Annotated in this window: 11 protein-coding genes; all 11 read right to left on the bottom strand. The window is 51.9% G+C overall.

All coding sequences use genetic code 11. The features are described from left to right. Positions 1–149: 149 nt before the first annotated feature. Entirely contained in the window at positions 150–1,265 is a 1,116-nt protein-coding gene (locus Q4E40_RS04920) for a hypothetical protein (RefSeq protein ID WP_303410407.1), read from the bottom strand. Further along, the gene (locus Q4E40_RS04915; protein ID WP_303410405.1) at positions 1,246–1,911 is read right to left on the bottom strand and encodes a hypothetical protein; all 666 of its coding nucleotides are present in this window, start codon (positions 1,909–1,911) and stop codon (positions 1,246–1,248) included. Before Q4E40_RS04915 ends, Q4E40_RS04920 begins: the two co-directional genes overlap by 20 nt. Positions 1,912–1,938: 27 nt before the next feature. Then, complete coding sequence (locus Q4E40_RS04910; RefSeq protein WP_303410403.1) at positions 1,939–2,496, bottom strand: RNA polymerase sigma factor; 558 nt, start codon at positions 2,494–2,496, stop codon at positions 1,939–1,941. A 352-nt stretch (positions 2,497–2,848) separates the two neighbouring features. Continuing rightward, positions 2,849–4,423, bottom strand: a complete 1,575-nt coding sequence (gene amaB / locus Q4E40_RS04905) for an L-piperidine-6-carboxylate dehydrogenase (protein WP_303410402.1) — start codon at positions 4,421–4,423, stop codon at positions 2,849–2,851. Positions 4,424–4,589: 166 nt separating this feature from the next. After that, entirely contained in the window at positions 4,590–6,083 is a 1,494-nt protein-coding gene (locus tag Q4E40_RS04900; protein WP_303410401.1) for a Do family serine endopeptidase, read from the bottom strand. 184 nt (positions 6,084–6,267) lie between these two features. Beyond that, positions 6,268–6,762 carry an Hsp20/alpha crystallin family protein gene (locus tag Q4E40_RS04895; RefSeq protein WP_303410400.1) on the bottom strand — a complete coding sequence of 165 codons (495 nt, stop codon included), beginning with the start codon at positions 6,760–6,762 and terminating at the stop codon, positions 6,268–6,270. Between the two features lie 145 nt (positions 6,763–6,907). Then, entirely contained in the window at positions 6,908–7,684 is a 777-nt protein-coding gene (locus Q4E40_RS04890) for a DUF2490 domain-containing protein (RefSeq protein WP_303410399.1), read from the bottom strand. 6 nt (positions 7,685–7,690) lie between these two features. Continuing rightward, entirely contained in the window at positions 7,691–8,893 is a 1,203-nt protein-coding gene (locus tag Q4E40_RS04885) for a M20 metallopeptidase family protein (RefSeq protein WP_303410398.1), read from the bottom strand. 121 nt (positions 8,894–9,014) lie between these two features. Then, positions 9,015–9,521, bottom strand: a complete 507-nt coding sequence (locus Q4E40_RS04880) for a sporulation protein (protein WP_303410397.1) — start codon at positions 9,519–9,521, stop codon at positions 9,015–9,017. Next, a complete protein-coding gene (gene deoC, locus Q4E40_RS04875) occupies positions 9,505–10,176 on the bottom strand; it encodes a deoxyribose-phosphate aldolase (RefSeq protein ID WP_303410396.1) in 672 nt (223 codons plus the stop codon). The genes Q4E40_RS04880 and deoC overlap by 17 nt, the downstream gene beginning before the upstream one ends. 138 nt (positions 10,177–10,314) lie before the next feature. Further along, positions 10,315–13,680: a preprotein translocase subunit SecA gene (secA, locus tag Q4E40_RS04870; protein ID WP_303410395.1), complete on the bottom strand. Its 3,366-nt coding sequence runs from the start codon at positions 13,678–13,680 to the stop codon at positions 10,315–10,317. Positions 13,681–14,212: the final 532 nt, after the last annotated feature.

The following is a 14,212-nucleotide window of genomic DNA, read 5'->3' as shown; positions in this document are numbered from 1 at the left end:
TAAAACATTCTGGTCAGCATTCAGCTTTAGGGTGTTGCTCCTATACCGCATCCATAGAAAAAGCCGGCCTTAACCAAGCCGGCTTTTCTTACCTTAAACAAACTCTATTATTCAACCCAATCGAGGCTAATATGTTTCAAATCAGGGATTTATTTTGTGAACTTCACATCTTTATACTTTGAGGTGATGTTTATGGTTCCTTTAGGTGTAGCACTTCCATATTTGCCTTTATAAGCGGATGAGGTATGGCCTTGCTCCAGGTTTGTGAACTTCACTAAATTTCTGTCTACTTTAAAGTCGGCGAATTGCACATTAACATCAAAATTAAAAGCAGCGTCATCTTCAAAGTATATCTGGATAGGTGTGAAGCCGCCATCTAGAGAAATGTTTTTAAAGTCCTTCTGTACCTTATTTACCCTGAAAGTGCCATATTTTACCTCCATATTTAGCACTTCAGCTAGGTTCCCGATCATTAGGTCTGTAAAATTGGATGAACCATTCACCCCATTTGTGGCATTTAGATTTACATTAGAGTAATCCAAATCCAAACTTCCCTTATTCAAAAAACCAATTGTGTTTTGTGTATTCGTGCAAAAAGAGGCTTTGATGTTATTTGTCACATTTGACAAGTTACCCACCTTAAATGAACCGTACTGCACGTTTAAATCTACTTTCCCTTTCATATCAGGCAGGTATACGCTACCAAACTTATTTTTCACAGTCAGTGCATTATCAGTTGGCATGTTGATGGTATAGTTGATCTCGAAGTTCTGGTTACGGCCGTTGGAGTGTATTGAGCCCATTTGGGTTTTGACAGAGATGGTGTTGCCGCTTCGGCTGTCGGCTACATTAATTTTATTCAACATTTCCTGCGCCTGTTGCTCTGAGTTGGCACGGCTGATGATGTCGACCTTTACCTGTATCTCACTGCGGTTCCAGGTATTCACGTGCACGTTACCGAACTCGTTATTGATGTTCAGCACATCCGACTTACTTACCTTATAGGTCTTGTCGAAAGTCTTGCGCTTTTCTGAACTGTAGGTATAAACTTCGGCTTCCTTGCAGCCCGCCTGATGTGGCACTACCACGGGAGGCATTGGAGGGGCGGGCGGTAGTGTCTGCTGCACGACTGGGGTGGGTGGTGCAGGTGGCGTTTGGCTTGGGCAAGGCTCCGGCGCATAGGGCTGTGCAAGGGCCAGGGCGGGCAGAATAACCAAAAGCGTGGCTATGTGGTAGCGCAACGATTTAAATAGTAGTAGTTTCATTGTTCTGTGGTTCAGTAGTATCCTGTTCTTTTATAGTTTCTATTTTCTTAAGCACTTCCAACTGACGGTTCAGCACGTCGATCCGGATCTGCAGGTTCCTGATCATAGCCGCCATCACCTGGTCGGTATTCGGGGTAGTGTATAACTGATTCTTGAGTCGGGTATAGCTGCTGTCGAGCCGGGCCAGTTCGCTATCGATCTCGCGCGTTTCGTCCAGACCGAGCACTTTCAGGTCGTACTCACTCAGCTCTTCGCGCTTGCTGTTGATCTGGCTGGTATAGTATACCTCCACCTCGGCAAGTTCGGGCGCCACCTGGTAGACCGATGCCTGTTCACCTGTCTCGGTAGTAGCAGCAAGGGTGTTGGTAGTTGCGGGACTGTTCTCCTTCACTGTCCAGAGCGTGATGCCACAGGCCAGCAAGAGCACAACGGTGGCGGCCACCCGCATGAACATGAAGTCGGCAGTGAAGTTGAGGCGCTCCCCGAAATTGATGCTGATCACCTTGGCTTCTTTGCGGGGCTTCTCTTCCTGTGCCTTCTGTATCTTCAGTTCGGTACAGATCTCCTGCCACAGCTCCGGTCTGGGCTCGAACACGTCGAACTCCTCCCGGTTTTCACTCACAAAATCCTTTAATCTGTCTTTCATCTTTCTCTTCTTTATCATTGACCACGGCTAGGCCATGGAATGTGTGTCTTTCATAATCTCCAGGAGCTTCTTGCGGGCCCTGCTGTACTGCGACTTCGAAGTAGACTCGCTTATACCCAGCACCTCTCCTATTTCAGCATGGTCGAGGCCTTCCAGCAGGTATAGGCTGAGCACCACTCTGTAGCCGTCAGGCAAGCGCTGTATGGCGCGACGCACCTGCTCTACCTGCCACTCTGTGTCATCGTCGTACTCTTCCTCAGGTACGTCCTCAGCCAGCCGGTCTTCGAGCGGCACCAGCTCCGAGCGCCGTTTGCGCACGGCGTTGACCGATGCATTGATCACGATCCGCTTGAGCCAGCTCCCGAATGAAGCTTCTGCTTTGTAAGAATGTAAGTTTTTAAAGGCACTGATGAAGGCTTCCTGCAACACATCTTCGGACTCGGCATAGTCGTTGGTGATGCGCATGCTCACGTTAAACATGGCCTTGGAATACAGTTTGTAAAGCTCATACTGGGCACGGTTATCCCCTGCCCTGCAGCGCTGCACAACCTGTGCATTTACATCCTGAAAAATGCCTTTTTCCAAAATCGCCTCGTTTATCGTTCTATTTACCTTGTTAGTCGACCTATTCTCTTACTTCATCTTAATTTTGCCCCTCCCTTCATTCTATCTGCACTAAAGACACAGGTAATTGCGTTGGGTTGCATCAAGTTGCAAAATATTTTTAAAAATTATCCGTTGCTCACGGCTGCATTACGGCGCTTTACTTATTTGTCAGGTATAGCCACAAAAAAAGCCAGCTCCAAATGGAGCTGGCCTGTAATGTTCAGAATTTGCAAAATTTAGGGATTCCCAAAAGTTAGCATCCGATAGTTCAGAATTTGAGGATTTTGAAGTTCATCCGATAAGAAATCCTGAAAATCCGGATTCAGACGCACTACCCAATATCAAACTTGATGCCCTGTGCCAGTGGCAGCTCGCGGCTGTAGTTGATGGTGTTGGTCTGACGACGCATGTAGATTCTCCAGGCATCAGAACCGGACTCGCGCCCGCCGCCTGTGTCTTTCTCACCCCCGAAGGCACCACCGATCTCGGCACCGGACGTGCCGATGTTCACGTTGGCTATACCGCAGTCTGAACCCCAATGGGTCAGGAAGGCTTCTGTTTCCAGTAGGTTGGTTGAGAAGATGGACGAAGACAAACCTTGCTTCACCCCGTTTTGAATGTCGATGGCATTCTCCACGTCACCGCTATACCTGATCAGGTATAGGATCGGGGCAAAGGTCTCTTCCTGCACCATGTGGTAATGGTTCTCGGCCTCCACAATGGCCGGCGTCACGTAGGTACCGGTTGCGTACTGCTCGCCTTCCAGCACCTCGCCACCGATCAGCAGCTTGCCGCCTTCGCCCTGCACTTCTTCCAGCGCGTTCAGGAAAGCCTTCACGGCATCCTTGTCGATCAGCGGACCAACCAGGGTCGTGTCGCTCAGCGGGTGACCGATCGGCAGGTTCGGGTAAATCTTGAGCAATCGGTCGCGTACCTGATCAAACACATTCTCGTGCACGATCAAGCGGCGGGTAGAAGTACAGCGCTGCCCGCAGGTACCCACGGCACCGAACACCACAGCACGAAGCGCCATTTCGATGTCGGCATTTTCAGTGATGATGATGGCATTGTTACCGCCCAGTTCCAGCAAAGATTTGCCCAGACGGGCACCAACTGCCTCCCCTACTTTCTTACCCATGCGGGTAGAGCCTGTAGCCGACACAAGCGGTACACGCGTGTCATGCGCCATCAGGCTGCCGATCTCCGCATCCCCGATGATCACGTTGAAGATTCCCTCCGGCAACTCATTTTCGGCCAACACGTCGCGGATAATGTGCTGACAGGCAATGGCTGTAAGTGGTGTTTTTTCAGATGGTTTCCAGATGGTCACGTCACCGCAAACGGCTGCCAGCATGGCGTTCCAGCTCCAAACCGCCACCGGGAAGTTGAAGGCTGAGATCACACCCACGATGCCCAGCGGATGATACTGCTCGTACATGCGGTGCTGCGGACGCTCGGAGTGCATCGTATACCCGTGCAACTGGCGCGACAGGCCAACGGCGAAGTCGCAGATGTCGATCATCTCCTGCACTTCGCCAAGGCCTTCCTGCAGGATCTTGCCCATCTCGTAGCTCACCAGTTTGCCTAGCGCCTCTTTGTGCTCACGCAGCTTGTTGCTGATCTGCCGCACGACATCGCCGCGCTTCGGAGCTGGCACGGTGCGCCATACCTTAAAGGCTTCCTGCGCGGTCTTCACTACTTGCTCGTAGTCGTCGGCAGTGGCCATGTTCACGCTCGCGATCAGGTTGCCGTCGGCAGGAGACAGGATGTCGCGGGTTGTTTTGTTGTTTTCGCCGCCCCAGTTCAAACCGGTGCTGTAGGCCGGGTTCAGTTCTTTTATACCCAGCTCCTGCAGAACATCGGCAATGGCCTTTGTCATCGGCATTTCATCTATGGCTTGTTTCATAATTCTACCTGTTATTTTCGGGTTATAGGTGTTTAAACATCTTCTAAGCAGTATTTCCTGTATGCAGGAAGCTCTGCAGCATGAAGATAGCCTTTTTTTCTGTTCTAATAAAACAAAAAAGCTCCCGCCTTGCCTGGCAGAAGCTTTTTTGTTGAATGGTTAAATCTTAGCGTTTCCCGATCGGGTAGTAAGCTTTGAGACCGTCAGGGTACACACCTTCGATGTAAACGACGCCGGTTTCGAAGTTCTTCAGGTGGCGCTCCACATCGGTTGGCACATTCACGGCATACTTGTCGATGCGGGTGATGATGAATCCGTCCTTCATACCGGTATCGCGGAACTTGCTCTTGTCCACATTGGAAATCTTGGCACCGCCGTCTATGCCCAGTTTGTTCATTTCCTGTTTGCTCAACGCTTCAAAGGTAGCGCCGTCAAACGTTACGGAGTTGGCTGTGCTGCGCTTGGATATTTCAGTACTGTTGTTAACGTTTTTGAGCGTCACATTAGCTGTGCGGGTCTTACCGTCTCGCAGGTACTCCACCTTCACTTTATCACCAGGGCGGTAGCGGGCTACCTGCTCCAGCAACTGCGAAGATCGGGCTACTTTCACATCGTTGATCGCCGTGATCACATCGCCGGCACGGAGCCCGGCTTCTTTCGCACCGCCTTCTTCCACAAGATTCAGGTACACCCCATTGAGAGTGTTCAGGTTCTTTTCTTTTGCAAAGGCGGCATCAATTTCGCGGATTTCGGCGCCCAGCAGGGCACGCTGCACCTCACCATACTTCAGCAGATCATCCACTACCTTGCTTACAAGCGCAGATGGCACGGCAAAAGAGTAACCGGCAAAAGAGCCTGTCTGCGAAGCGATGGCTGTGTTGATGCCTACCAGGTCACCGTTCAGGTTCACCAAGGCGCCACCACTGTTTCCCGGGTTCACGGCTGCATCCGTCTGGATGAACGATTCAATGCTCAGGTCGCGGTTCTGGCTGGTGCGCAATATGTTAATATTACGGCCTTTGGCGCTCACGATACCTGCTGTTACCGTAGAGGTCAGGTTCATGGGGTTACCCACGGCCAGCACCCACTCACCTACCTGCAGTTCGTCGGAGTTACCGTAGCGGATCACAGGCAGTTTGTCGGCGTTGATCTTCAGCAGGGCCAGGTCTGTTGTTGGGTCGGTGCCTACCAGCGTGGCTTCAAACTTGCGCTTGTCGTCCAGCGTCACTTCTATTTTATCGGCACGGTCGATTACGTGGTTGTTGGTAACGATGTAGCCGTTAGAGGCAATGATCACACCCGAGCCTGAGCCCATTTGCGGACCACGCGGCACCTGCTCGCCAAAACCGTCGCCAAAGAACTCACGCAGGAACGGATCCATGGGCGTGTTGCTGCGCTGCGCTGAACGCACGCTATACTCGGTCATAACGTGCACGACGGCAGGCGTGGTTACCTGCGCTGCTTTAATAAAGTTAAGCCCTTCCGGCACAATGACGTCGCTGCTGCGCATGTCGCTTGTGTAACGTACGGTTGGGTACTGCTGTTGAGTCTCTACCCCCTGCGGACTATCATTCTCCAGCAACTTATAGCTGCCTACTGCCACACCGCCGCCCATTAGCGCCGAAAGTGTGAGGCCAACAATAAACTGTTTCGTCTTCATGTATTGAACTCCTTCTGATTGATGGGTTTTAAATATTAAGAATTATATATATAACAAACCTTTAACGCTAATATACTATACGGCAGTATACCTAGTCAAGGCAATTTGCACTCTTTAACATTTTTATAACAAAAAGGAGGCCAGTTTTGGTAGCCTCCTTTTTATCAATTTATATTCCTAATTGTTATTTACCATCCTCAGAAGCAGTCACGCGTTTTTGCTTGGCGTTCTGTTTGGCTTCCTCGCCACCTGCAATCGTGATCTGACGCTTCATGGTTTTGTGCTCGTCTTTTGGCACGTTTACCAGCAGCACGCCGTCCTGCAACTGGGCCGAGATCTTGTCCGGGTTCACGTTGTCAGGCAGGTAGAAAGAGCGGGAGAATGTACCGTACTGGGTTTCCAGCATCTGGTAGCGGCGCCCTTCCTCTTTCTTCTCGAAACGGCGCTCACCTGAAATGGTCAGCTTGCCTTCCTGAAAATCGATGGCAACGTCCTCTTTGCGAATGCCGGGCAGGGCTACCTCGATCTCGTAACCATTCTCGGTTTCGCAGGCATCCACATGTGGCGTAAAGCCGGAAAAGCCTCTTGAGTTTACAGACTCGTTGAAGAATCTGTCCAGCATGGAGCTGAAAGTCTGCGGCACGTCATTCTGCATGCCATTATATTTTCTGAGTACCATAGCTACCTCCTTTTTTTAAGTTGTTGTTTTCAATACAAGAAGGGTATAGCGAATAGCCTGCCAGCCGGATTATTTTATCAAATCATGAAATAATGTCATTTATATTAAAGGTATAAACCAGCCTTTCCTGTCAATTTTTCAGGAACTAGTAGGTATAGCTGGCTGTAGAGATGGATCTGTTGAAGGTATACTTCAGCTCCAGCCCAAACACAGGCGAGATGCGGTTTCGCTTCGTGGTATAGCCCTGCTCGACCAGCACCCCGTCTTCATCATATTTCGGACTCACTTCCACAAAATAGTAGTCGGTCTGGCGCAGGAAGTAAGGCGTAACGCGGATCTTGTCGCTGATCTCGTAGGTGGCGTCTAATCTGAGGCGGGTCCGGTCGATGGTGCGTACCAGCAGCTCGTTCGTTTCTTCCCCAAAATCCTTTACCACCAACAACTCATACGACAGGGATGGTGTGATAAAGCGCTCGCCCAATGGAAGCCGTTTGCCCAGCTCCGCACCCAGCCTGAACCGTGCGAATGGATCGCGGCGCTCCTGGTTCACGTAATCGAGCGTCAGCTGTTTGTTGAAGTATAAGCCTTTGATGGTGCCGGCATGGCGGAGGAAAGCCGACGTGAAATTGCTCGAGGGCATGTCTTCCTTGGCGTAGCGGAACATAGCACCCGCCAGCCAGTGCTCCGTAAAGGTGTGCTCGTAGCCCAGCGTGAACTCGATGCGCTCGAAGCTACCCACCCCATTGTAGCGGCCGTCGGTGTTGATGCGGTACTGATTCTGCAGAAACAACAGGCCACTTTCGCCCAAGCCGTAGCTCAGTTGCAGCTCGGGCCAGAGGGCGGTAGGCGCACTTACTTTGCTCTGAGCATGGCTCAAAAGCGGCAACACAGCCAGTAAGAGAATCAGGTATAGTTTTTTCATTTTCGGTTATCCTACTGTTTGAGCTTCCAATTCCTGTACGGCAATCCAGGCCATCAGCCCGCTGCCGGTTTCCAGCGCGGCTTCGTCAATGTCGAACGTTGGGGTATGCACGCCAGAGGTGATGCCGCGCGCCTCATTGCGGGTACCCAGCCGGTAGAAGCAGGCAGCCACTTCCTGCGAGTAATAGGCAAAATCCTCGGCTCCCATCCACAGGTCAAGGTCCACCACGTTTTCCTCCCCAAGGTATAGCGCTGCCGCCTCGCGGGCACGGCCGGTCAGGTCAGGGTCATTCTTCAGGAAAGGGTAGCCAAACTTGATGTCGATGTCGCAGCTGCCGCCCATGCTTTCGCAGAGCCCTTCGGCCAGTTTGCGTATACGGCGGTGCGCCTCTTTGCGCCATACCTCATCCATGGTCCTGAAAGTGCCTTCTACCTTCACCTCGTTCGGAATCACGTTGGTGGCACCCAGGGCTTCCACTTTTCCAAAGGAGAGCACCGTCGGCACTTTAGGGCTGGCATGGCGGCTCACGATCTGCTGCAGGGCTACGATCAGATGCGATGTGATCAGGACCGGATCCACATTAAGCTCTGGCAGGGCCGCATGACCGCCTTTGCCTTTCACAGTGATGTAGATCTCGTCGGCGCTGGCCATGTACATACCTGACCGGAAACCGACCTTACCTGCCGGCAGCATTGGAAACACGTGCTGGCCGATTATACCTGATGGGGCAGGCTGCTGCAGTACCCCCTCTTTAATCATAACGGAGGCTCCACCCGGAAATTTCTCCTCCCCTGGCTGGAACACCAGCTTCACGGTGCCTTCAAACTCTCCGCGCAGTTCCTGCAGAATGCGGGCCGCGCCCAGCAAAGAGGCCGTGTGCACATCGTGTCCGCAGGCATGCATTACGCCTTCGTTCTTCGATCTGTAATCCACGGCGTTTTGCTCTGTGATTGGCAGCGCATCCAAGTCGGCACGCAGGGCAATGGTTTTGCTTTCCGGGTTTCTTCCTTTAATCAAAGCTACCACACCCGTATTAGCCATACGCGCTGTTTCCAGGCCATAGCTTTGCAGCACCTGCTCTACATAAGCGGCTGTGTTATGCTCTTCAAAGGAAAGCTCCGGATTGGCGTGGATGTGCCGGCGTATACCTACTGTATCCTGAGTATAGGTCGTGGCCAGCTCTTTTATTTTCTGTGCGAGTTGAATCATGTAAGTATTTCAGCGATAAGGCACTACTGTCCTTATTCCAATCTGTCAAATATAAAAAGAAAAACGTTGCAGCCGCCTAAGCAACTGCAACGCTGTATACCTTGTAGCGGACCGCTATACCTTAGTTCTTCGGTATGTTGATCTGGTCCTGCACAATGTGCGCGTTGGGTATCAGGTCGCTGATCTGGTTGAGCACCTGCTGTGCCTCTATACGGCTGAAGTAGTCGCCTATCTTGAGCCTGAAGTTCGGTTGCTGGTAAGTCAGGTAGTCCTTCTGTTCCGGCACGCGTGCAATGATCGCTTTGCGCAGGTCCATCACGATATGGCGTTCCGAGCCGTTGTAAGCCAGAATACGGTAGCCCTGTGCATAGCGTATGTTCTTGTTGACGCTGGCCACTGAATCCATCAGTACAGCTAACTTGGCATTCGCATGGTTCGTGGGTTCTATCCTGGCAGCTGCCGGAGCATTGGCATCATCGGCTGGGTAGGTAGGACGGTATACGCTGATGTCGTCCACTACACGGGCACTGATTTTGTCCGGTGAGCTAGTGCGGGCCTCTGCCGAGGGCTTGCAGGCCGACGACACTATCAGGGCAATGATAAAAAGAAAACTAAGCGCTCTGTTCATGTTTTACAATTTGGATACTGGCAGAGCAACCTAGGCGGTCGGCTCCAGCCTCAATTAACGCGACAGCATCGGCGTATGTTTTAATGCCGCCCGATGCTTTTATTTTGATGTGGTTTGGCAGTACGCGGCGCATCAGTTGCACATCCTCTACCCGGGCACCACCCGACGCAAAGCCTGTCGATGTCTTTACAAAGTCCACCCCGGCCGCAGCACATATCTCGCATGCCTTGGCAATCTCGTCCTGCGAAAGCAAGGCCGTCTCGATGATCACCTTCAGTTCCGCCTCTTCCAGATGGCAGAAGTTGGCCAGGTCGCTCAATTCGCTCTGTATGTCGCTATACCTGCCAGACTTGAAAAACGACACGTTCATCACGACATCAATCTCGTTGGCACCGTCGGCTATGGCCTGGTGAATTTCCAGAATCTTTACTTTCGGGTGCTGATAACCTAATGGAAAGCCGATCACTGTGGCCACTTTTACCCGAGCGCCCGGTCCCAGGCGCTCAGTGGCAGCCTGCACGTGGCACGGTGGCACGCATACCGCCGCAAAACCGAAGTCACGGGCCTCGTCACACAGCTGCAACACCTGCTCTACTGTTGCATCAGGGCGCAGGATGGTGTGGTCTATATAGGTAGCAAGTTCTTCTCCTGACATAATTTTTGACAAAAGATGTGTTTGACAAAAGTAAAGGATATAAAGACTGGGTTTTGCGCCCGCTTTTATATCCTTTGCTTTTAGATGATCATATAAAAAGTATAGCCGCCAGGCTTTTCAGCAGGCGGCTATCTTGTCTTATTCTTCAATCAGTACGCAGCGGTTCTGGAGCAAATCCTGCTCAACCGTTTTGAATTTCACGTCTTTCAGCACGCGGCCATCGCTGTACTGCACACTCACGCGGTCATTGCGTCCGGCCACTTTCTGCGAGTGAGCAGGCAGGATCTTCTCGGGCTCCGGAGCGTGCATCGGGCCACTGTTATGATCCAGCGACGAGTGCACTTCCTCTTTCTGCTCATGCAACACCGGCGCCTTTGGCATTTGCGGCACACGCGGCTCCTGCACCTGCTCCGGTGCCTGTACAGGTATAAAGGCATGGAACAGGAACGAAACTGTTTCCTCGTTCACTTTGCCGATCATGCGCTTGAACAGCTCAAACGACTCGAACTTGTAGATCAACAGCGGATCTTTCTGTTCGTACACCGCGTTCTGCACTACTTGCTTCAGGTCGTCCATCTGGCGCAGGTGGTCGGTCCAGGCCTGGTCAATGGTACCCAGCGTAATGATTTTCTCCATCGCACGCATCAGCTCCATACCATGCGACTCATACGTCTTGGTCAGGTTAGCCACGGCAGCTAGCTGGCGCTTGCCATCCGTGAACGGCACGGCCACGTTCTCGATCATCGGCCCACGGTTCAGGTGGATGTTCTCGATAATCGGGTATGCCTGCTCCGCCATTTGCTTGTTCTTGGTCAGGTAGTGGTTCAGGGCCTCGTTATACAGACGCTCTACCAGGGCGTTGGCCTGACCGGACTTAAACTCGTCTTCCGTGATCGAGGTATTGATACCGAATACACGGATGATGTTCAGCTGGAAGTTGTCGTAGTCAACTGTGTTTTTGTAGTTCACCACCATGTCCTCGCTGATATCATAGATCATGTTCCAGATATCGAGCTCCAGACGCTCGCCGTACAGGGCATTGCGGCGGCGCTTGTACACCACCTCACGCTGTGCGTTCATCACGTCGTCGTACTCGAGCAGGCGCTTACGCTGTCCGAAGTTGTTTTCCTCTACTTTCTTCTGCGCACGCTCAATCGAGTTGGTGATCATCGAGTGCTGAATCACCTCACCTTCTTCCAGCCCCATGCGGTCCATCAGACGGGCGATACGGTCAGAACCGAACAGACGCATCAGGTTATCCTCCAGCGATACGAAGAACTGCGAAGAACCTGGGTCACCCTGGCGGCCGGCACGACCACGCAGCTGGCGGTCAACGCGGCGGGACTCGTGGCGCTCCGTACCAATGATGGCCAGACCACCTGAACCCTTCGACTCTGGTGTCAGCTTAATGTCCGTACCACGACCGGCCATGTTGGTGGCAATGGTTACCGTGCCCGGCTTACCAGCTTCGGCCACAATCTCGGCCTCTTTCTGGTGCATTTTGGCGTTGAGTACCTGGTGCTTGATCTTGCGCAGCGTCAGCATACGGCTCAGGAGCTCCGAGATCTCTACCGAAGTAGTACCCACCAGCACCGGTCTGCCTTTCCCTGTCAATTCTACGATCTCGTCGGCTACGGCATTATATTTCTCACGCGTGGTTTTGTATACCTTGTCGTGCTCGTCTTGTCTGGAGATTGGGCGGTTGGTTGGGATGACCACCACATCCAGTTTATAGATGTCCCAGAATTCGCCCGCTTCTGTCTCAGCTGTACCTGTCATACCTGACAGCTTGTGGTACATACGGAAGTAGTTCTGCAGCGTAACTGTGGCGTAGGTCTGCGTCGCATCCTCTACTTTCACGTTTTCTTTCGCCTCAATGGCCTGGTGCAGACCATCCGAGTAGCGGCGGCCTTCCATCACACGACCGGTTTGCTCGTCTACGATCTTCACCTTATTGTCCGGCGTCACGATATACTCCGTGTCTTTCTCGAACAAGGTATAGGCCTTCAGCAACTGGTTGATGGTATGCACACGCTTGGTCTTCTCCTGGAAGTCAGCGATCAGCTTCTCTTTAGCGTGCAGTGCCTCTTCCTCGTTAAGCGATTTGTTGTTTTCGATGTTGGCGATCTCGGTGCCGATATCTGGCAAGATGAACAGCTGCGGATCTTCGCCCTGGCCCGTGATCAGGTCAATGCCTTTTTCGGTCAGCTCGATCTGGTTGTGCTTCTCGTCGATAGTGAAGTAAAGCGGCTCATCAGCCTCCGGCATCATGCGGGAGTTGTCCTGCAGGTAGTGGTTTTCCACCTTCTGCATGATGGCGCGGTTACCCGTCTCACTCAGGAACTTAATCAGCGGCTTGCTCTTCGGCAGACCACGGTAGGCCCTGAAAAGCGAAAGACCGCCCTCCTGTGTATTTCCTTCCTTGATCAGGCGCTTGGCCTCGGTCAGGTAGTTATTCACGATTTTACGCTGCGCCTCCACCAGCATCGCGATGCGTGGCTTCAGTTGGTAGAATTCGTGCTCGTCGCCGCGCGGTACCGGACCAGAGATAATCAATGGCGTACGGGCGTCGTCAATCAGTACCGAGTCCACCTCATCGACCATGGCGTAATGGTGCTTGCGCTGTACCAGGTCTTTGGTTTCGCGTGACATATTGTCGCGCAGGTAGTCAAAGCCGAACTCGTTGTTGGTACCATAGGTAATGTCGGCGCGGTAGGCGTTGCGGCGGCCTTCGGAGTTAGGCTGGTGTTTGTCGATGCAGTCGATGGTCAGGCCGTGGAACTCGAACAACGGCGCCATCCACTCGGAGTCACGACGTGCCAGGTAGTCGTTTACTGTTACAACGTGCACGCCGCGCTTAGACAGCGCGTTCAGGAAAGCAGGCAGCGTTGCCACCAGGGTTTTACCCTCACCTGTGGCCATCTCCGCGATCTTGCCCTGGTGCAGCACAATACCACCGATCAACTGCACATCGTAGTGCAGCATGTCCCAGGTGATTTCGTTGCCGGCAGCCATCCACTTGTTGGCCCAAACAGCTTTGTCACCGTCTAGTTGAACGTTCGGCTTGCGGGCAGCCAGTTGGCGGTCCATGTCGTTGGCGGTTACTACCAGCTGACCGTTCTCTTTCCAGCGGCGGGCTGTTTCTTTCACAATGGCAAAACCGACAGGCAGCACTTCCATCAGCACGACCTCCAGTTCTTTGTTGCGCTCCTTCTCCAGTTCATCTATTTCAGAGAAGATACTCTCTTTCTGCACGATGTTCAGTTCCGTCTCATCAACCACACGCTTGTGCAGGGCAGCTATTTTATCGTCGGTAGGCTTCAGGCGCTCATCAATGACACCCTTTATCTCTATCGTTTTCTGACGAAGCTGGTCGTCGGTCAGGTTGGTAAGCTTCGCGTACTCCGCGTTAATCTTGGATACGTAAGGCACTACCTCCTTTATATCTCTGTCGGACTTGGTTCCGAATAGTTTCGCAACGGTTTTACCGAAAAAATCAAACATCTGTATTGGTTGTTCTTAAATGAAATTCTGCGTTCGCAATATCGTCAAAAATAAAGTGTTTTTCTGACATATCTAAGGCAATGCTCTAAAACAATACCAGAATAACACAGGTATAGCCCATCTGCCATATTTGCCGATCGGCTATGCTTATCTTCTCAACAAAGCCCAGGCCGTGTAAATTCCTGTGTCAGACAGAGGAAAGAGTTGTGGCATTGTGACAGAGTGAGTTGTTTGTCTTTGCGAAGCTGGTGCAGGTATAGCGCGAGCGTCCTTGCTTATGTCTGCCATAGAGGGTTCTCTGGCTCCGTGTGAGTTATACCTATACCTATACCTATACCTATACCTATGACTGGCGTAGTTTCAACCTACCTATACCTTAAGCTAATTGGTTTTATAGCTTGCCCTGGCCGGGCGGGCCTCACTTTTTTCCTTGATGAAATGAAAGAGGGCCCCTACCCCCAGTAAGCAAAAAAATCAAGACGCTTTTAAACTCGCTGACCGCTCAAACACAAAATCGTCGTTAGTGCACTGG

It is taken from the genome of Pontibacter coccineus, from assembly GCF_030546575.1.
GTDB lineage: Bacteria > Bacteroidota > Bacteroidia > Cytophagales > Hymenobacteraceae > Pontibacter > Pontibacter coccineus.
The sequence above is the reverse complement of the archived record's forward strand: the minus strand, read 5'-3'. Positions and strand labels throughout refer to the sequence as shown.

Bases quoted from the DNA above. Each gene is read 5' to 3' on its own strand.
- Q4E40_RS04920 (WP_303410407.1), bottom strand. From the start codon at position 1,265: ATGAAACTACTACTATTTAAATCGTTGCGCTACCACATAGCCACGCTT.
- Q4E40_RS04915 (WP_303410405.1), bottom strand. From the start codon at position 1,911: ATGAAAGACAGATTAAAGGATTTTGTGAGTGAAAACCGGGAGGAGTTC.
- amaB (WP_303410402.1), bottom strand. From the start codon at position 4,423: ATGAAACAAGCCATAGATGAAATGCCGATGACAAAGGCCATTGCCGAT.
- Q4E40_RS04900 (WP_303410401.1), bottom strand. From the start codon at position 6,083: ATGAAGACGAAACAGTTTATTGTTGGCCTCACACTTTCGGCGCTAATG.
- Q4E40_RS04895 (WP_303410400.1), bottom strand. From the start codon at position 6,762: ATGGTACTCAGAAAATATAATGGCATGCAGAATGACGTGCCGCAGACT.
- Q4E40_RS04890 (WP_303410399.1), bottom strand. From the start codon at position 7,684: ATGAAAAAACTATACCTGATTCTCTTACTGGCTGTGTTGCCGCTTTTG.
- Q4E40_RS04885 (WP_303410398.1), bottom strand. From the start codon at position 8,893: ATGATTCAACTCGCACAGAAAATAAAAGAGCTGGCCACGACCTATACT.
- Q4E40_RS04880 (WP_303410397.1), bottom strand. From the start codon at position 9,521: ATGAACAGAGCGCTTAGTTTTCTTTTTATCATTGCCCTGATAGTGTCG.
- deoC (WP_303410396.1), bottom strand. From the start codon at position 10,176: ATGTCAGGAGAAGAACTTGCTACCTATATAGACCACACCATCCTGCGC.
- secA (WP_303410395.1), bottom strand. From the start codon at position 13,680: ATGTTTGATTTTTTCGGTAAAACCGTTGCGAAACTATTCGGAACCAAG.